Consider the following 19,387-nt stretch of genomic DNA (forward strand, 5'->3'; position numbering starts at 1 on the left):
GGCGTGAGCCTGATGGAGGATAAATGACAGATCAACATACTTCAGACGTATGTCTAAAAACACCTTTGTATGATGTACATGTAGAGGCTGGGGCAAAAATGGTGCCATTTGCGGGCTATGAAATGCCAGTGCAGTATCCACTTGGGGTTAAAAAAGAGCATTTGCATACTCGTGATGCAGCCGGTCTTTTTGATGTTTCTCATATGGGGCAATTACGTTTGAGAGGAGAAGGTGCAGCTGCGGCGTTAGAAGCACTTGTACCAGTTGATATTATCGATCTTCCATCAGGTAAACAGCGCTATGCGTTCTTTACTAATGATCAAGGTGGTATTATGGATGATCTTATGGTGGCAAACCTTGGAGATCATCTTTTTGTGGTAGTCAATGCGGCGTGTAAAGAGCAAGACATTGCTCATTTGCAAACGAACCTACCGCAAGGTGTGGAACTTGAAGTGATTGAAGATCGTGCATTATTAGCTTTGCAAGGTCCGAAAGCGGCAGAGGTGTTAGCACGTTTTCAACCACAAGTGGTTGAGATGCTGTTTATGGATGTGCAAGTGATCGATATCGATGGCGTAGAATGCATTATTAGCCGTTCAGGTTACACAGGTGAAGATGGCTACGAAATTTCGGTTCCTAGTGATAAAGCGGCGGAATTGGCGAATAAGCTGACTGCTTGTGAAGAAGTGGAATGGATTGGCTTAGGTGCACGTGATTCATTGCGTTTAGAATGTGGTTTGTGCTTATATGGTCATGATCTTGATACGACTACTACACCAGTTGAAGCAAGCCTATTATGGGGCATTAGCAAACCGCGTCGTGCTGATGGTGAACGTGCTGGTGGTTTTCCTGGCGCTGATATCATTCTTGAGCAAATTGCTACAAAAGCGGTCAGACGTAAACGTGTTGGCTTGGTTGGACAAACCAAAGCGCCGGTGCGAGAAGGCTGTAAACTGTTTGATGCTGATGATAATGAAATAGGTATTGTGACGAGTGGTACTGCAGGTCCAACTGCTGGAAAACCGGTTTCAATGGCCTATGTTGCTACTGAGTTTGCAGTCATTGGCACTGAGATTTTTGCGGATGTACGTGGTAAAAAACTACCAATGACAGTCGAAAAAATGCCGTTTGTGCCTCAGAGATATTATCGCGGTTAATTGTTGTTAATTAAAACCCAGTTTTTACCTCAAATACCATTCTCTCTTTGGTATAGGGATGATCAAAAGCCAATTGTTGCGCATGTAAATGCAGACGGTTGGCTTTTTCTCCATATAGGTCATCACCTGTGATAGGCATGTTTAAACCATTTTGATGGGCACAATGGACCCTTAACTGATGAGTTCGGCCAGTTTTCGGGTAGAGATACACCTTACTTTTTTCTAAACCATTAATGGTTAGTGTTTCGACTAATTGCCAATGGGTTTGCGCTGGTTTTCCGTACTCAAAACACACCATTTGTCTTGGTCTGTCTTCTAAATCGCCGCACAACGGTAAATCAATATCACCACTGGTTTCTGATAATTTCCCATCCAGTAGTGCGACATATTTTTTTTCGACACCACGGGTAATAAATTGTTTTTGTAGGCCTTTATTGGCACGTTTGGTCAGTGCAAAAACCAGTAAACCAGACGTCGACATATCCAAGCGGTGCAGTACAAATGGACCTTCTACATCAGGGTAGAGTGCTTGCAAGCGAGTGTAGACTGAATCTTTTACATTCACACCGGGTACCGATAAGAACTCTGCGGGTTTGTTGACGACTACTATCGCTTCATCTTGATAAATAATGTCGATGTCTTGGCCTTCAGCGTGATTCTTAAGCAGAGGATTTTCGTCGAGTTCAATACCTTCTAGCATGTGAGAAAGAATAGGATGACATTTACTTTGGCAAGCAGGGTAGTATTTCTTATGTTGGCGAATTTCCGACTTCGGTGAGGCTCCCCACCAAAATTCAGCCAAACAAATAGGCGTAAAGCCATGCGCGAAAGCATATTGTAGAAGCTTAGGCGCAGCACATTCTCCTGAGCCTGCTGGTGGCGTTGGATTGGCGGTAGTCTCGAAAATATCCAGTAGCGATTTGGATTGTTGGTCTTGATTGAGAAATTGGTACTGAGCAAATAATTCTCGTTGTAGTTTGGCAGATTGTTGTTTGCGATCTTGTTTTAATCGTTCGATCACTGCCACTTTTTGCTGTAGCTGTTGTTCCGCTTCTTCTATTTGCTGTTGCCAATGCGCTTTTAAGTGCTTTTGCTGTGCTTTTTCTGCCACGCTTTGTTTGCCTAAATCCGCAAAGATAGCTTGTAAGTCTTGATCGTCAATCTGGTTATTTTGATGTTGGTTTTCGGCTTGTTTACGTAATGCTTTTCTTTGCTTACGGCTTTCTACTATCGAAAGGCGTAATGCTTCTATTTCTTGTTGTGCTTGCTGGTTAAAATCACGGATAGTTTGTTGTAATAAAGCAAGTTCAGGCTCTGATTCAAGCTGTTTAATTCTATGGTTTATTTTATTAATCGGCGCAGTGCCTTCAAGGAAAAAGCTGCCTTCGGTAAGCATGTCAAAAACTGGTGGTACAAAATGAGGAAGGTGATTCTTCTCAGCCAGTTTGCCAGAAAATGCCGATAAAAAACCAAGTTCTTCTTGAGCGTTTTTTACCACTAGTACCCCAAACATTTTACCGGCTTCCTTGCGGCTTTCTTCAAAACCAAAGTCATGTTGCCAATCCGCTTGAGACTCTAAATACTGCTGTAGTTGTTTGGCGGCAATTTGGCTTAATGGATGTGGATCATAGCAAAATGGAAAGGTGAACTTTTCTGGTAAGTCGATATCAGAAACGTCAGTAGTAAAAGCGGTGAAACAAGACATAGCAGCGACTCGAATTAAATAAACGGAGCAATTGTACTGATTTCATATTGGAATACCAATTTATACCCTTGGTGTTGGAGGATATTAAAGCTTACAAATGACAATAAAGTTCAAAATGTTTTGTCGCTGTTGTAGCAACTTACCTTTTGTTCTACAAGTTTTTCCCAAAGTAATTTAGCGTAACTAACCCATCCAGCTTCCCTTCGATGCATTTGACTAAACAGAAAGGAAGCACAAAGAACGCCCTCCCTTTACCAATGAAAAATACTTGGCATCAAGATTTACAGCCAAGGGAGGGCGGATGTGACTTATTTACGTCTAAGAGTGTGTTGGAGCAGTCCATAGCAAACACTTGCTTTGGGTTACTCGACTCCGAGTAACTTTATTGCTATGTTTGGCAAAAATATATGAATAATTTCCTGCACATTATTTCCCATATGTCGTACTGAGTAATATCTTGATAGGTTGAGGGAAGGAAAAATGAAAGCCAATATAATAATGTTGTTTCTACTCAGTACCTTGTGTGTCAGTGTTAGTGCGAAGCAGCCAAAATACCATTCTGGGCTAACAGTCAAAACGGTATTCAGCGAAGACAGAGACAAATATGTAGAAGTCTATTACTGGTATCCTACAACGAACGAAAAAAACAATTTCACGTTTGGCAGGGGGAACATTTTTAAATCAGTCGAAACGCAGTTAGATGCCCCGTTAGCAAGTGGAAAATTTCCCGTTGTGCTTTTGTCGCAGGGTGGAATACGGTCAGCATTTTCCCACAGTGGTTGGATAGCCTCGAGCCTGGCGCAACAAGGTTATGTCGTTGTTGTACCAAAGCCTCCTGCACCGAACGAAATCAATGCAGAAATGGCTGTTGATGAAATCACATTCAGGACTAGTGATTTGGTGCTTGGGCTGAATGAATTAAGTTCGGTCGAGATATTGTCCGGAGGTGTAGATACTGATGAAGTGCAGGGGGTCGGCTTTTTTCTGGGCGGCACATCTATGCTGATGCTCTCCGGTGCACAGATAAGCCCCGAAAAATACCGAACATCGTGTCACAACGCCACCAATGTAGACTGTCATTGGTTACGTGAAAATAACGTTGATATTACCAACACCCCGGATCAAAAATTCCCCCGGTTTCAGTCTGAAAACAAACTGAAATCGGTCGTCGTTATCAACCCTGAGTTAACGAAAACCTTTGCCTCCAAAACTCTGGCCTTGATGAACAATACCATCACCGTAATGACACTTTCTGCCTCGCAACATCCCGCACTGACACCTGCTAAATCACTCGTTGCTCTTCCCAATGTGACACATCAAGAAATCCCCAGTGCAACTCAGTTTAGTGCGTTCGCAGAATGTACTGAACGTGGCATTAAAATTCTTGCATCAGAAGGAGAAGAAGCACTTTGCTATGAACGTGACGAGGTGTCCAGAAAGGATAATCACCAATACATTTTGGATGTGATTTTGGCTGGGTTAACAAAGTCATAAGAATAGCAACAATGCGGAGCTTCTTACGCATTGTCTGCTTGAACCAGTGATATGTGTAGAGATTTATGGGGAAATCTCTACGGAGATAAGGGCTACGTATCAGAAATATTACATGATGAATTCGCTCAAAAAGAGAGTAACTTTATCACTGGTTCTAGGAAAAATATGAAACCTAAGGCTATGAAGTTATAGGGTAAGTTAATGTTACGGAAGAGGTTTATTACCGAAGCTGTGTTTGACCAATTAAAAAACATCTCCCAGATAGAGCATACTAGACACAGAAACTGTATTAGCTTCATGGTGAATTTAGTCGCAGGATTAATTGTTTATACTTTTCAAGAAAAAAGCCGAGTATTAAAGTGACTCGGCTAGAAAAGCAATTTCTTATGCAGATCTGAGGTTAAACACATACTTTGCAAAAATATAAAGAGAGATAGATTAAATTTTGAGATCTTTATGGATCTGATGGGTATATTTATTTGAAAACAAAAAAAACCGCGAGCCATGCAATATGACTCGCGGTTTACACTGTAAAGTGATGGCTAGAATTTAAGTTAAGCAACTAATTAATTAAGCCGTAACTGCCTGAGCTTCAGCCTTGTTTTTTAAGAAGGCATAAGTCACGCCGGTTACTACCGTACCGGCAATAATTGCCACAAGGTATAAAAGCACCGGACTAATTGCATTTGGAATTAATAATACAAACAAGCCGCCGTGTGGTGCCATTAGTTTTGCACCAAATAGCATAGAAAGTGCGCCGGTTAATGCGCCGCCCGCCATACAGCTTGGGATTACGCGCATTGGATCTTTCGCAGCAAATGGAATCGCACCTTCTGTGATAAAGCACAGACCCAGAACAAAAGATGCTTTACCAGCTTCACGTTCAGATTGAGCAAATTTATCTTTGGCTAAGAATGTCGCTAGGCCCATACCTAGCGCTGGAACCATACCTGCGGCCATTACCGCTGCCATTGGTGCGTAAGTTTGCGATGCTAATAGACCAACCCCAAATGTGTAAGCGGCTTTGTTGATTGGGCCACCTAAGTCGAAACACATCATACAGCCTAGGATAATACCAAGTAGTACTGCGTTAGCTGAACCCATATTGTTTAGGAATTCAGTCATTGCGGTCATAATGCCTGAAACCGGGCCACCGACAATGTAGATCATCACAAGACCCGTAAATAAGCTCGCTAATAATGGAATGATCAGAATTGGTTTTAACGCTTCCATTGATTGCGGTAGCTTCACTTTCTCAGCAATAAATTTAGCTGCGTAACCGGCTAGGAAACCGGCAATGATACCGCCGATGAAGCCTGCACCTGTTGAGCTAGCAAGCATACCGCCAATTAAACCAGGAGCTAAACCCGGGCGATCGGCAATGGAGAATGCAATGAACCCCGCCAGAACCGGGATCATTAATGCAAAGGCTGAACCTCCACCAATTGTCATTAAGGCTGCCGCTAGCGTCCCTTCTTCTTTAAAGGCTTCGATACCGAAAACGAATGAGAGAGCAATTGCCAAACCACCGGCAACCACTAATGGCAGCATGTGAGAAACACCGGTCATTAAGTGCTTGTAGACGCCAGCTTTTTCTTCTGAAGATGCACTAGAAGAACTTGATTGTTGACCGGCTTGATGTGGTGTAGCTTGCTCAAAAGCTTTGGCAAATTCTTGTTCGGTTTTCTTTAAAGCCAAACCTGTGCTGGTTTTGTATAACTTTTTACCTACAAATCTGTCCAATGGTACTTCGATATCTGCTGCAATTATGACGAGATCAGCCTCGGCAATATCTTGATCGGTCAGTTGATTTTTTGCACCAACTGAACCACGAGTTTCTACTTTAATTTTGTGACCAAGTTTCGCACCGGTTTCTTCTAGCGCTTCCGCTGCCATGAAGGTGTGAGCGACACCCGTAGGGCAAGCGGTAATCGCGACGATCTTAGCTTGACTGTTAGTTTGTGGTTGCTCAGTAGGTGTGGAGCATTGCTCTAATACGCTTGCTTGCTTAACGGCATTTTCAAGCCAAGCTTGTGCATCATTCAAGCTAGAGTTGATATCACCTTGGTACACTTTCTTGCCGACAAAACGCGTCGTATCAACGGCAGTATTGGCTGCAATGACGATCACTTCAGCGCGATCAATTTGTTCTTGAGTTAGTTCGCTACCAGGAATGAGGGAAGACTGGCATTCAATGATTGAATTCCAGTTTAATGCTTTAGTTGCTTGTTCTAGTACACCAGCGGCGATAATGCTGTTGGCAACGCCACTTGGGCATGCAGTTATAATGGCAATATTCATAGGATATCCTTAGCTCTTCTATATACGAGAGTTCGTTTCAGTGCGAATTTTTTGTTGTAGGTTTTTCACGGTATTAAGGTCGGTTACGCCAACGCCTGTTTGAGTAACCGCTAATGCTGATAATGCTGTAGCAAAGCTTAGAATTTGCTGTTGTGGCCAATTGTCTTTGTCCAAATCTTGGTTAATGTGCCCCCAAATCAGTCCAGCAACCAAAGTGTCACCAGCACCTACTGTGCTCACTACTGCCATTTTGGGCGGCTTAGCTTGTAGCCATTGACCTTGGTTTAGCCACATCACGCCTTTAGAACCCATGGATACCACAATGTTGTCGATGCCTTTTGATTCCAAAGTTTGCGCGGCTTGCTGGCAATCTTCGATGCTATGTAGCTCTTTTCCAATTAGATCTGAAAGCTCTTCATCATTGGGCTTAATGAGCCAAGGGTGAGAATTCAGACCTGCTTTTAGTGCCTGACGACTACTATCAAAAATCACTTTTTTGCCTTTTTGATGTAGCGATTCAATCCACTGGGCACAAAGCTCTGGGCTAATGCCACGGGGTAGGCTACCCGCCATCACAAAGTAATCATGATCATTGGCAAGCTCATCAAGGGTGGCTTCGAAAGCTTCAATAGCGGTTTGATCGACTTCGACACCAGGGAAGTTAATGTCACTTACCTCACTGGCTTGATCGACCAATTTGACATTGATACGAGTGGCTCCAGAGACGCGAATAAAACGGTCGTTGGCGTTAATTCCTTTGAATAACTGACAAAATGCTTCTTGGTTATCGGCACCTAAGAAACCAGTGACCGTCACATCTGCACCTAAATCAGAAAGTACTTTCGCGACATTGACGCCTTTACCTGCAGGGTGCAATGTGCTGCTCGATACTAGGCTGACACTACCAACGCTGAGGTTATCAGTTAACTGACCAGTTAAATCAAGGGCCGGGTTTAAGGTAATCGTGACCACTTTTTTAGATGACGTTTTTTTGATAGACATACCAACTTCCTTAACCTTCACCAAGGCCTGATTCAATCGCTTTACCAATCGAAGTGAGTGCTAACTCGGCATCGGTACCATCGGCAGTAAATTGCAGACGGTGACCATGTTTTACCCCTAATGCGATCACTTTCATTAAGCTTTTAGCATTCACACTGCCGCCTTCGCCATCTAAGTTTTCAACGCGAATCGTAGATTCAAACTTCTTAGCTTCGGCTACTAACATCGCGCCAGGGCGAGCGTGCAAGCCGTGAGTGTTTTTGATTTTAAATACGGCTGTGTTGGCCGCATCTTCATTGATTTCTGGTGCTTTTTCAGTGAGGTCGAATAGCTCAAGTAAGTGATTGATATCTGAATCTAAAATGTCATTTTGACGCTGGGATAAAATCAATTGAGTTAATTTATCTAGTAGAGGTTTATGACTTGCATTACAAGCAGCAAAGGCAATTAATCCTTTAACTGGCTTACCTTCAAATTCACAATCATTAGCGGTTGAAACAAATGACATGGCAGAGCGATGCACGCCGGCACCACCGCTGATTAACCATAAGCCATTGCCTAATTCAGTTGGTGCTTTGGTGATGATCTCAGAAATATATTCATCAGTTGTGCAACCTGTATTGCGGAGTAGACCACCGGCGACGGCTGTCATTTGCAGCATATCGCTGGCTGGAAATTTCAATTGAATTAATGAAGCATCAAAATCTGCAGTAAGTTGAGTTTGGCCACTTAATATATCGATGATGTCTTGCTCCGTTTTGGCATTTTTTAGTGCCGTTTCCACACCATCGGCTGACAGGACTTTCGTTAACTGTTTTAAAATGCCTAAGTGCTCGTCAGATTTTGCAGCAATACCAATCGCGACATAAACCGTACCATTTCCCCAATCCACACCTTCTGGGAAGTGGTGAACGCTTACGCCGGTTTTTTGTACTAGGCCACGTGTATCAGTCGTACCGTGTGGAATGGCGATACCGTTACCTAAAAAGGTCGAAGATTGTTCTTCACGGGTCAGCATGCCTTTGACATATCCAGACTCCACATAACCTTGTTGAGTTAACGTCGCGGCAATATTCTTAATTGCCGTTGATTTATCTGATGCCGATTGTGTCAGCGTCACTTCTTGAGTGGTGATAGTTAGCATGATACGTCTCTCTTTTAGCCGTATTAATAATTAACGGTCGAAATTATTTTTGATTGTGCTGAATCGATTCAGCTTTAAAGTGAAAAAATTCAGCAAATGTTAATTGCTTTGCCACGTATTGATAAAGTTACTTATATATATTGAGTAATACATAAGAGGTTTTTTCGTTAATGTGACTAAACTTAAAATTTGCTGAATCCTTTCAGCTTTCATACTGAATCGATTCAGCATATAATTCAAATAAGAAAATGATCGAAATAAAAAATTTTTGATCCAGTGCACATAAGCGTGAATAAAAGAGGTTAACCCGATGACGCTTGATGAAATTGCCAAACTCGCAGGAGTATCAAAAACGACAGCGAGCTATGTCATCAATGGTAAAGCGACCAAGTACCGTATTAGTCAAAAAACACAGCAGAAAGTCATGGCTGTAGTCGAAGAGCATCAGTACCAACCTGATCATGCAGCTTCTTCTTTACGCGCCGGGCAAAGCCGTTCATTTGGGCTTGTGATACCGGATTTAGAAAACAGCAGTTATGCGCGTCTCGCTAAATTATTGGAATTTAATTCTCGTCAGGCGGGCTATCAAATTTTGATTGGTAGCTCTGATGACGATCCGGAAACTGAAAAATTAGTGGTCAATGCTTTGGTCAGTCGTCGGATCGATGCGTTATTTGTCGCAAGCTCTCTTCCAGATGCCAATGAGTTTTACACTAACATTCAAACGCGTGGTATTCCGGTGATTGCTCTCGATCGCCCATTAGATGATGAATACTTTAGTTGCGTGATCAGCGAAGATTTTGAGGGGGCTTTAAGTTTGACTGCTTCGGTATTGTTTGATGATGTTACCTCAGTGGGGTTAATTGGTGCATTACCCGATTTGAATATATCCAAAGAACGTCAACTAGGTTTTGAAGCGGCTGTTCGTCAACATAATAAGCCTTTGCAAACGTACGTTGAGTATGGCGCGTTGTTTAATTCTCAATCCGGTCGTTCAGCGATACAAAAATGGCTAGATCAAGGCACGATGCCAGACGCGATCATTACCACTTCTTACACTTTGTTAGAAGGTGTGCTTGATGTGTTATTCGAATACTCAGAACTGATGGGTAAAGTTAAGGTTGCCACTTATGGTGATAATCGTTTATTGGATTTCTTACCGATTAAAATTAACTCGCTATCTCAACGTTTTGAAACCATTGCCGACAGCGCGTTAGAACTTGCCTTGAATGCCTCCGCGAAACGCTATAAGCCTGGAGTAGAGCTGGTGGCGCGTAGGTTGAATGTCAGAAATAGAATGACCTGAATGAATTGAAAACTACCTTGAAGTTACTTAAGGATAAAAGTATGAGGGAGCCACGGATGCCTTATGCTATTATGCACATGAGTTTATTTTTATTTCTTTTGGAGCACCCCTTTGCAGTTTAAAGATCTTGGTTTAGATAATCGTCTACTGAAAAACTTACAACACTACAATTTTGCACAAGCAACGGATATTCAGCGTCAAGCGATCCCAGTTGCGATTGCAGGTAAAGACTTATTGGCTTCATCCAAGACGGGTTCAGGTAAAACATTAGCCTTTGTTTTGCCTATGCTGCATAAAGCGTTAAAAACCAAAGCCTTTTCTGCTAAAGATCCTCGTGGTGTGATTTTGGCTCCAACCCGTGAGCTAGCGAAACAAGTATTCGGTGAGCTAAAAGCCATGCTTGGCGGTCTTTCCTACACTGGCACTTTGATTGTTGGTGGCGAAAACTTTAACGACCAGGTGAAAGCACTACGTAAATATCCGAAATTCATCGTGGCAACACCAGGCCGTTTAGCCGATCACCTTGAGCATCGCTCTTTATATTTAGAAGGGGTTGAAACGCTGATTCTTGATGAAGCTGACCGCATGCTAGATCTAGGTTTTGCTCCAGAATTACGCCGTATTCATAACGCAGCTAAACACCGTCGTCGTCAGACGTTAATGTTCTCAGCAACACTTGATCATGCCGAAGTAAGCGGTTTATCGAATGAAATGCTTAGCGATCCAAAACGTATTTCAATTGGTTTATCAGCAGAAGAACATAAAGATATCGACCAATCATTTTACCTTTGTGATCACCTCGATCATAAAGAAGCGATTCTTGAGCGACTGCTTGAAGAAGCGGAATACAAACAAGTGATTATCTTCACCGCAACTCGTAGTGATACGGAACGCTTAACTACTAAGCTAAATGAGAAACAGCTCAAAGCGGTGGCGTTAAGTGGTGGGTTAAATCAGACTCAGCGTAATAACATCATGAGCCAGTTTGAGCGTGCCGTTCATAAGATTCTTGTAACGACCGATATTGCGTCTCGTGGTCTTGATATTGCAAACGTAACCCACGTGATTAACTTTGATATGCCAAAACATACTGAAGAATACGTACACCGTGTTGGTCGTACGGGGCGTGCTGGCAACAAAGGTACCGCAATCTCATTAGTTGGCCCGAAAGACTGGGTGAGTTTTAAGAATGTCGAAACCTACCTACAGCAAGATTTGACCTTCTCAGTACTTGAAGGTTTGAAAGGTAAATTTAAAGGTATTAAGCCACGTAAACCTTTTGTGAAAAAAGGGGCGGCGAGTACGAAGAAAGTGACTAAGAAATCTAATACGGTTAAGAAGCCAGTCAAACGTGATAAGAGCTTCTATAAGAATGTCGATGTTGGCGAACAAGTTTTCATGATCAAGAAGAAAAAGAAACCAATCGTTGATGATGAATAAAACATTGGCTTAGCCAAATAAAAGAAGGGCTTATCTACTTTTAACTAGGAAGAGTAGATAAGCCCTTTTTATACCCTTGGTATTTGAAGCCGCAGTTTTGTTAACGGCGTTCTTTCGCTTTAATGTTACTTTAATTACTGGTTGGGGTATTACTTCGCTTGAATAATCGACTGCAGGAAGCGTTGCTTGGTTTCACTGTCGGCTTTCTCATACCAGTAGTGCAACATTTGTTCTTCAGTGGTTTTGTACTGGCTGTTAGCCGGCATTTTTAGTGCGACTGCAGCCGTTGCTGCTGGCATGATGGCTGCTACGCCACCGGTTTTGTTGTAAGCAACGGATTCTTGATCGTAGTTACGACCAAGTTGAACACCCGGCTTTAACAACTTATCTTGTTTTACTTCAATAGCATTTCCATCTTTTTTAACCAATTTCCAATCTGGGTTATGATCAAAGTCTCGTGCGAGATCGGCATTACGGTATTTAGGAAGGTCAAAATTTAACTCAGTATCTGAGGCAGTAAATTTGGTGATGATAGCATCAGTAGTAACGGTTATTTGATCATTACCTTGTTTGAATACTGGGTTGTAACGGAAGACGATTTGGTTTTCACCATTCGGTAAAGTGATAGACTTAGTGCTTGAGAAAAAACCACCTTCAATTTCTGCTTTTTGGCTATTGGCTGCTAATACATCAACTTCAGAAGGAATATTAATGACAACATTAGCGAAAGCGGAAGAACTTAAGCCGAGTAAGACACAAAGTGTTATTGGTTTTAAAAGCACACGTTTCAGAGTCATTATTATTTCCTTGTAGATTTAAGTGATTTCACATAAAGCGCGGTAAAGTTAAATCTCTAGTAACAAAACAAAGGCCTCATAACAGAGGCCCTTTTATATATTAAACCATTACTTATTTTTTGCGTTTGTGTGTTGTAGTTTGTCTGCTTCAGTCAGTTCACGGATTTTTCGACTGATTTCACGGCGTTGTTTAGAAATTTCAGCACCTTTGATGATGTGATCATCAACACGGTCTTCATAATCAGCTTTCATATTCTTGATAATTTCCACGATTTCTTCGTGAGTCATTCCTGCGTGAATGTAATCAAGTAGATTATCTAGTAAATCAACACGTTTACGGTTATCACGAATTTTCTTTTCATTATCAATAATTTCGCGTTTAAGTTTATTTTTGCGACGAGCTTGGTTTACGATTTCAAATACGTTAGCCATAGTTTCTTCCTAATTCTGATGATTAATTAACTTTTCAAATTAAACCATATACCTAACAGACAAAACAGAGTTAAGATCAAAAAAATATACCCAAGTGACTTCAAGGTGCAGGATTCAGAGCTATCATCCAAACCTTTAGGCAAGGAAGATTGGCGAAGGAATGTAGACACCTTTCAAACCAATCTGACGCGGTATACAGGTTTGGATGAAGCTCCCGAAGGGCAAGTTAAAACAAGCTTTATGCTGCGTTAAATTGAACAGAGATAGAATCACTATGATCATATTCAATTTGTCTTGCCTAAAGCTTGTTTTATTCTTGCTGAAACTCACACCTTAAAGTCACTTGGGTATATAAGGATAAGCCTAAAAGCATAGTCTTACATTGTGATGAATTGAATTCATTGATACTTACTAGATGAAAAATTCATCAATTATGATGTTTGGGCAGGTTAAATTTTAGTTGAGTGAGGTGTGACCTTGATTTATTCACATACAAAACCAATATCTTAATAATAATATGTTGATCTATACCCAAGTAACTTTATAGATAATCTGATTAAGAATGACAGAGAATAATTCAACAGCAGACAATAAAGCGTCAGTCACGACCGAATCTTGCGACCAAGGTACTGCACAGCAGCGTTTTAGGAAAGCCTATTTAAAGTCACGTAAGATGATGCAAAGAATCGATTTAGATTTGAATCGAAGTCAAATTGTCGTCGTGGCAGATAATGGTCGCCAGATCTATCGCCCTTATCGCTGGGATCATTGATGTTATGAGTAACAGGCCCAAGGAATAAACAATATGAATATAGAACTCACCCCAATTGAAGCCAGAATCATTGGTTGTTTAATTGAAAAAGAAGTGACGACTCCTGATTACTACCCACTCACTCTAAATAGCCTTACCACCGCTTGTAATCAAAAAAGCAACCGTGATCCTGTGATGGCATTGAGCGAAGCGGAAGTGATGGATGCTGCAAACGCTTTGATTGATCGCCGCTTAATGACAGATGAAAGTGGTTTTAATAGTCGCGTGTCTAAATTTCGTCATCGTTTTTGTAATACCGAATTTGGCTCATTGAAGTTAACAGACCAAGAGCGTGGCATCGTATGTTGCATGTTATTGCGTGGTGCGCAAACTCCCGGTGAAATCCGTACTCGGACCAATCGCCTATGTGAATTTACTGATGTGAAACAAGTTGAAGCGTTATTGGAGCAAATGGCATCACGTGAAGAAGGGGCTTTAGTAGTGAAATTGCCACGTGAGCCGGGTAAACGTGAATCACGCTATCAACATTTGTTCTGTGGCGAGGTGGATGTTGAATCTTATGCTAATACAGCACCAACATCCGTTTCTTCTAGCCGCAATCAATATGAAGAACGTATCAGCACTTTAGAGCAACAAGTCGCTGAATTGAAAGCACAGGTTGAAGAACTGAAAGCCTTGATCGTAGATTAACGTATGCCAACCACATCTTCTCAACCAACAGAAAAATCTTGGTTCGTGTATTTAATTCGTACACGAACCAAGACGCTTTATTGTGGTATTACGAATGATCTTGAACGTCGGTTTGAGCAACATCAAACGGGTAAAGGTGCTAAGTATTTAAGAGGGAAGGGGCCGCTCTCACTAGTCTGGTCACAACAAGTGGCAGATAAAAGTGCGGCGCTTAAAGAAGAAATTCGCATTAAAAAACTGAGTAAAGCGGCAAAAGAAAGTTTTATCACTCAATAGTTATCATCTCGTATTATCGCTCAAACCAATGTAGTTGGTGGTGCAGTGAAACCACGCTACCAACAATGATGAGTGATGGGCTGATGGCTTGAGTTGCTAGTGACTCTAACTCTTTTAATGTGCCTGTTAACACGCGTTGTTGAGGAGTAGTGCCTCGTTCCACAATTGCACATGGGGTTTCATGCGGTAGTCCATTTGCTATTAAGTTTTGGCGAATTACGGGTGCTTGTTTGAGTCCCATATAAAAGACTAAAGTGTGGTTATTTTGCGCCAAACTCGGCCATTGAATATCTTGACCTTCTTTCTTTAAATGCCCAGTAATGAACTGCACACTTTGCGCATGATCGCGATGAGTTAGCGGAATTCCGGCATAAGCACTACAACCTGATGCTGCAGTAATCCCCGGCACGACTTCAAATTCAACGCCATTTTCGACAAGAGTTTCTAGCTCTTCACCGCCACGACCAAAGATAAATGGGTCACCACCTTTCAAACGCACCACATGCTTATTTTCCAGCGCTTTGTCGACCAATATTTGGTTGATTTGATCTTGCGGCACACAATGATGATTCAGCTTTTTACCCACAAACAATCGCTCTGCATTAGGATTCACTAATGCCATGATTTCTTCTGAAACTAAGCGGTCATAAACCACCACATCCGCTGATTGAACCAAGCGATAAGCTTTCATGGTCAGTAAATCCGGATCGCCAGGACCAGCGCCAACAAGGGAAACGAATGGACGAGCGTTAAAAGAGGTGGCCTGCATAGTGAACTCCGAAAACCGAATAAAGTAGGAGACAATGATTGAGTTTAGTGTAGCGATTCTCGTGACTCGTTGCTCGAACAAGATTTCATCAAAACCAGTGCCGAGTAACGAGCCACGAGTCGCCGAGGAACGTTTACGCTTTTACTTCCTGTACACTCTCAACGTCTTCTTTATCAAAAATCGGACGCTCTGCTTTTGGTGTTGAAATCCAGTAACCAACGCCCATAAAGATCGCACCAGAAACCAAGTTACCTAATGATACCCATAGTAGGTTGTGGCCGATACCCACTAGTGTGAAGGCATCTGAATGGTTACCAAAATAAGAAAGTGCAAAAATAGTCATGTTAGCAATTGAGTGCTCAAAACCTGCGCCGATGAAAGCCAATAAACACCACCAAATAGCGATGAATTTACTGCTGCCTTCAACACGTTGACACATCCAAATTGCTAAACATACTAACCAGTTACATAGAATGCCTTTAAAAAATAGTACACTAGCAGGCGCTGCTGTTTTACCTAGTGCTGCTGCGTGTAAGAAGCTTTTTGCATCTGGTAGAAGATTTCCGCCACCAGCAAGGAAGAATAGGTAAGCAACTAATACGGAGCCGATTAAGTTACCTAGCCAAGTTTGTGGCAAGATGCGCGTATTATCTTTCCAAGAAATTTGGCCAGTTAATGCGCCAAATGCCAAAAACATAGTGTGACCTGTGAACAGTTCAGAGCCAGCAATGATCACCAGTGTTAATGCAATACCAAAAGTTGCGCCCATGACAATTGGACGAATAGAAGGATCAACAAGGTTTCCGAAAGTGAAAATTAAAATAATGCCGATGCCGACATAAGCGCCTGCCATCGCTGAGCTAATCCAAAAACCCAGAGGGTTATTATCAGCAAGCTTGACGATACGAGCCGCGTTGTTCGAGCACTTTTTAATGGTGTCTGCGTACATAATGATTTCCTACAAAAGTTAAAATTAAAGTTTAAATACTAATAGCGATTCAGGATGGAAAGGGAATCGCTATGGATATGGAAACTTATTAACGGTGCGCGGTTATCGAATCTCGTTTCTCGAAAGGGCAGTCCGAGAAACGAGTCACGAGATTTCGAAAGTCGTTTACGCCTTCACCTCAATTTCATTACCTTTTACACGAATCTCATAAGCTTGTACGCTCATGGTTTCATCTTCAAGACAGCGACCAGTTTCTAGGTTGAAACGTTGTTTTTTAAGTGGACTGGCAACCCAAAGTTCACCATCGTGCTCGCAAATTAAACCGCGAGATAACACGTTCGATTGAGCAAATGGGTCCATGTTGTTGATGGCGAAGAGCTGCTCATCAAAACGTGGACGGAAGATCGCAACTTGCTTACCGTTCACTAGGGCGCAAACCCCAGTTTTTGGCGTAATGTCGCTGAGCGCACAGACTTTTACCCAACTAGGTTTATGACTTTTTTGATTCGTATTTGGTTGACTAGTCATTACGCTTCCTCCGTTACTTTTTTATCGTTTAGGTCGGTGTGTAGAATGTCACCACGTAAGTGTGGGTGCTTCTCTGTAAATGTCGCTGGACGGTGTTGTTCTCGCTCAGGAACAAATACCACGTTTTCATCGCGCGCATCGCTGTTGATGAAATGAGCAAAACGGGTTAACTGGCTTTCATCATTAATCGTGTTAGTCCATTCACAGGTGTAGCTGTCTATTAGTGTTTGTACATCTTTTTCAAGCTGATCATTGATGCCTAAGGTATCATCAATAATGACTTTGCGTAGGTAGTCTACGCCGCCTTCTAAGTTTTCTAGCCATACTGATGTACGTTGTAATTTATCCGCGGTACGGATGTAGAACATCATGAAACGGTCGATGTACTTGATTAGGGTTTCTTTATCTAAATCAGAAGCCAGTAGGTCACCATGACGAGGATTCATACCACCGTTACCACCGACATACATGTTCCAGCCTGCATCGGTGGCGATGATACCTAAATCTTTACCTTGAGCTTCCGCACATTCACGAGTACAGCCAGATACACCGAACTTCATCTTGTGAGGGGTACGAATGCCTTTGTAACGGTTTTCTAGGTAAGAACCTAGGCCAACACTATCTTGCACGCCGAAACGACACCAAGTGCTGCCTACGCAGGTTTTCGCCATACGCAGTGCTTTAGCATAGGCTTGACCGGTTTCATAACCCGCTTCGATGAGTGTTTTCCAGATGGCTGGAAGATCATCTTTTTGCGCGCCAAATAAACCAATACGTTGTGCGCCAGTGATTTTGGTATACAGGTTGTATTCGGCCGCCACATTAGCAAGTACTGCTAGAGCTTGAGGGGTCACTTCACCGCCGGCCATACGAGGGATAACAGAGTAAGTGCCATCTTTTTGTAGGTTACCAAGGAAGTTGTCATTGGTATCTTGGAGGCCAACATGCTGTGGTTTTAAGACGTGGTCGCCCCAGCAAGACGCTAAGATAGAGCCGACAGTTGGCTTACATACTTCACAGCCATAACCGTGGCCGTGTTTTTCAAGCAGTTGATCGAATGAACGAATACCTTCAATACGACATAGGTGGAATAGCTCTTGGCGAGAATATTCGAAATGCTCACAGATATGATTTTTAACTTCAATACCGGCTTTAGCTAGCTCAGCATTCAGTACTTGCGTGATCATTGGAACACAACCACCACAACCAGTACCGGCTTTGGTGACCATTTTGATATCACCGAGTGTGGTGTGGCCTTCAGCAACCGCGGCCGCAATTTTGCCTTTCGTTACATCAAAACAAGAACAGATTACTGCTGAATCAGGTAGTGCATCGGCACCCATTGATGGTTTTTCTGCGCCAGCATGAGCAGGAAGAATTAAGGTGTCTGGATGCTCAGGTAGATCCATATCATTTAAGTGCAATTGCAGTAAATTGCCGTAATCTGATGTATCACCGACTAATACCGCACCTAGCAGTTTTTTATTGTCTGCAGAAACGATCAAGCGCTTATACACGTCTTCTTCATCGTTTTGGTAAACAAAGCTCTTACAGTTTGGTGTACGGCCATTGGCATCACCAATACTACCCACTTTTACGCCAAGTAATTTCAGCTTGGCACTCATGTCAGCGCCAGTGAATTGGCTTTCTGTATTACCTAACAGATGGTCAACCGCCACTTGCGCCATTTTGTAACCCGGAGCCACTAAACCAAAGAAAACGCCATTCCAAGAAGCACACTCACCCACTGCGTAAATGTCTGGATCGGAGGTTTGGCAATGGTCATTAATGGCGATACCGCCGCGTGGGCCAATTTCTAATTCTGCTTGGCGAGATAGACGATCTTGAGGGCGAATACCCGCAGAGAACACGATAAAGTCGACTTCCAAATCGGTGCCATCAGCAAATTTCATCGTGTTACGGGCGCTGTCACCTTGGGGTAATATCTCTAATGTGTTTTTACTGGTATGAACTTGCACACCCATACGTTCGATTTTGTTGCGTAGTTTCAAGCCGCCTTGTAGATCAAGCTGCTCCGCCATTAATACAGGCGCAAATTCGATGACATGAGTTTCAACACCGAGTGCTTTTAATGCGCCAGCGGCTTCAAGACCCAGTAAACCACCACCGATTACCGCGCCGCTTTTGCTTTTCTTCGCGGTCGCTTCAATCGCTTTTAAATCTTCAATCGTACGGTATACAAAGCAGTCTTTACTTTCGTTGCCTTTAATTGGCGGCACGAATGGGTAAGAACCGGTCGCCATGATCAACTTGTCATATTGCACTTCACGACCAGAGCTTGAATACACAGTTTTGTTTTCACGACTAATATTAATGGCACGCTCACCAATTAAGACATTAATGCCATGTTTTTTATAGAAGCCTTCTTTAACAAGGGATAGCTCATCAGCCGTGTGATGGGAGAAGTATGAAGAGAGATGAACTCGGTCATAAGCGACGCGGGGTTCTTCACAAAATGCCGTGATTTCGTATTGGTTTAAATCACCTTTTTCGACGATATCTTCGATAAAACGGTGGCCAACCATGCCGTTACCGATGACGACGAGTTTGATCTTATTCATATATATTTCGCCCATAAAAATAAATTAACTGGGGTTATCATGG

17 protein-coding genes and 1 pseudogene are annotated in these 19,387 nt (G+C 42.5%); 8 read left to right on the forward strand and 10 right to left on the reverse strand.

Annotation, left to right across the window (positions count from 1 at the left end; all coding sequences use genetic code 11):
• Nucleotides 1–23: 23 nt before the first annotated feature.
• Complete coding sequence (gcvT, locus tag ACE3G9_RS00225; RefSeq protein ID WP_417880972.1) at nucleotides 24–1,157, forward strand: glycine cleavage system aminomethyltransferase GcvT; 1,134 nt, start codon at nucleotides 24–26, stop codon at nucleotides 1,155–1,157.
• Nucleotides 1,158–1,167: 10 nt separating this feature from the next.
• Here gcvT and ACE3G9_RS00230 read toward each other — a convergent pair whose 3' ends face one another.
• Nucleotides 1,168–2,862 carry a pseudouridine synthase gene (locus ACE3G9_RS00230; RefSeq protein ID WP_449218101.1) on the reverse strand — a complete coding sequence of 565 codons (1,695 nt, stop codon included), beginning with the start codon at nucleotides 2,860–2,862 and terminating at the stop codon, nucleotides 1,168–1,170.
• 480 nt (nucleotides 2,863–3,342) lie between these two features.
• On the opposite strand from ACE3G9_RS00230, the gene ACE3G9_RS00235 reads away from it, so the two are divergent.
• Nucleotides 3,343–4,356, forward strand: a complete 1,014-nt coding sequence (locus tag ACE3G9_RS00235) for an alpha/beta hydrolase family protein (RefSeq protein ID WP_417880970.1) — start codon at nucleotides 3,343–3,345, stop codon at nucleotides 4,354–4,356.
• Between the two features lie 48 nt (nucleotides 4,357–4,404).
• Nucleotides 4,405–4,754: pseudogene (locus ACE3G9_RS00240) on the forward strand (transposase); the annotation flags it as partial.
• A gap of 172 nt (nucleotides 4,755–4,926) precedes the next feature.
• Here the strand turns inward: ACE3G9_RS00240 and fruA are convergent.
• Genes fruA through fruB form a run of 3 tightly spaced genes read right to left on the reverse strand, consistent with a single transcriptional unit; the run spans nucleotide 4,927 to nucleotide 8,803 of the window.
• Nucleotides 4,927–6,657: a PTS fructose transporter subunit IIBC gene (fruA, locus tag ACE3G9_RS00245; protein WP_417880969.1), complete on the reverse strand. Its 1,731-nt coding sequence runs from the start codon at nucleotides 6,655–6,657 to the stop codon at nucleotides 4,927–4,929.
• 18 nt (nucleotides 6,658–6,675) lie between these two features.
• Entirely contained in the window at nucleotides 6,676–7,659 is a 984-nt protein-coding gene (gene pfkB / locus ACE3G9_RS00250; protein ID WP_449218102.1) for a 1-phosphofructokinase, read from the reverse strand.
• A 10-nt stretch (nucleotides 7,660–7,669) separates the two neighbouring features.
• Nucleotides 7,670–8,803 carry a fused PTS fructose transporter subunit IIA/HPr protein gene (fruB, locus tag ACE3G9_RS00255; RefSeq protein WP_449218103.1) on the reverse strand — a complete coding sequence of 378 codons (1,134 nt, stop codon included), beginning with the start codon at nucleotides 8,801–8,803 and terminating at the stop codon, nucleotides 7,670–7,672.
• Nucleotides 8,804–9,113: 310 nt separating this feature from the next.
• On the opposite strand from fruB, the gene cra reads away from it, so the two are divergent.
• Nucleotides 9,114–10,109, forward strand: coding sequence for a catabolite repressor/activator (gene cra, locus ACE3G9_RS00260; RefSeq protein WP_417880966.1), 996 nt, complete (start codon nucleotides 9,114–9,116; stop codon nucleotides 10,107–10,109).
• 111 nt (nucleotides 10,110–10,220) lie between these two features.
• Nucleotides 10,221–11,549 (forward strand): DEAD/DEAH box helicase, encoded by a 1,329-nt coding sequence (locus ACE3G9_RS00265; RefSeq protein ID WP_449218104.1) that lies wholly within the window; start codon nucleotides 10,221–10,223, stop codon nucleotides 11,547–11,549.
• A 149-nt stretch (nucleotides 11,550–11,698) separates the two neighbouring features.
• Here ACE3G9_RS00265 and ACE3G9_RS00270 read toward each other — a convergent pair whose 3' ends face one another.
• A complete protein-coding gene (locus ACE3G9_RS00270; RefSeq protein WP_449218105.1) occupies nucleotides 11,699–12,346 on the reverse strand; it encodes a DUF2057 family protein in 648 nt (215 codons plus the stop codon).
• 108 nt (nucleotides 12,347–12,454) lie between these two features.
• Nucleotides 12,455–12,778 carry a DUF496 family protein gene (locus ACE3G9_RS00275; protein WP_417880963.1) on the reverse strand — a complete coding sequence of 108 codons (324 nt, stop codon included), beginning with the start codon at nucleotides 12,776–12,778 and terminating at the stop codon, nucleotides 12,455–12,457.
• 562 nt (nucleotides 12,779–13,340) lie between these two features.
• Here ACE3G9_RS00275 and ACE3G9_RS00280 point away from each other — a divergent pair.
• Genes ACE3G9_RS00280 through ACE3G9_RS00290 form a run of 3 tightly spaced genes read left to right on the forward strand, consistent with a single transcriptional unit; the run spans nucleotide 13,341 to nucleotide 14,516 of the window.
• Nucleotides 13,341–13,550 (forward strand): hypothetical protein, encoded by a 210-nt coding sequence (locus ACE3G9_RS00280; protein WP_449218106.1) that lies wholly within the window; start codon nucleotides 13,341–13,343, stop codon nucleotides 13,548–13,550.
• A 33-nt stretch (nucleotides 13,551–13,583) separates the two neighbouring features.
• The gene (locus tag ACE3G9_RS00285) at nucleotides 13,584–14,240 is read left to right on the forward strand and encodes a YceH family protein (protein ID WP_417880961.1); all 657 of its coding nucleotides are present in this window, start codon (nucleotides 13,584–13,586) and stop codon (nucleotides 14,238–14,240) included.
• Between the two features lie 3 nt (nucleotides 14,241–14,243).
• On the forward strand, nucleotides 14,244–14,516 hold the full coding sequence (locus ACE3G9_RS00290; RefSeq protein ID WP_449218107.1) for a GIY-YIG nuclease family protein: 273 nt from the start codon (nucleotides 14,244–14,246) through the stop codon (nucleotides 14,514–14,516).
• Between the two features lie 13 nt (nucleotides 14,517–14,529).
• Here the strand turns inward: ACE3G9_RS00290 and cobA are convergent, their stop codons facing one another.
• From cobA to nirB, 4 genes are all read right to left on the reverse strand, one after another.
• On the reverse strand, nucleotides 14,530–15,285 hold the full coding sequence (gene cobA / locus ACE3G9_RS00295; RefSeq protein WP_449218108.1) for a uroporphyrinogen-III C-methyltransferase: 756 nt from the start codon (nucleotides 15,283–15,285) through the stop codon (nucleotides 14,530–14,532).
• A gap of 133 nt (nucleotides 15,286–15,418) precedes the next feature.
• The gene (nirC, locus tag ACE3G9_RS00300) at nucleotides 15,419–16,234 is read right to left on the reverse strand and encodes a nitrite transporter NirC (protein WP_417880958.1); all 816 of its coding nucleotides are present in this window, start codon (nucleotides 16,232–16,234) and stop codon (nucleotides 15,419–15,421) included.
• A gap of 165 nt (nucleotides 16,235–16,399) precedes the next feature.
• Complete coding sequence (gene nirD / locus ACE3G9_RS00305) at nucleotides 16,400–16,762, reverse strand: nitrite reductase small subunit NirD (protein WP_417880957.1); 363 nt, start codon at nucleotides 16,760–16,762, stop codon at nucleotides 16,400–16,402.
• Nucleotides 16,762–19,344, reverse strand: a complete 2,583-nt coding sequence (gene nirB / locus ACE3G9_RS00310; protein ID WP_449218109.1) for a nitrite reductase large subunit NirB — start codon at nucleotides 19,342–19,344, stop codon at nucleotides 16,762–16,764. Before nirB ends, nirD begins: the two co-directional genes overlap by 1 nt.
• Nucleotides 19,345–19,387: the final 43 nt, after the last annotated feature.

This window comes from Vibrio sp. E150_018, from assembly GCF_053544035.1.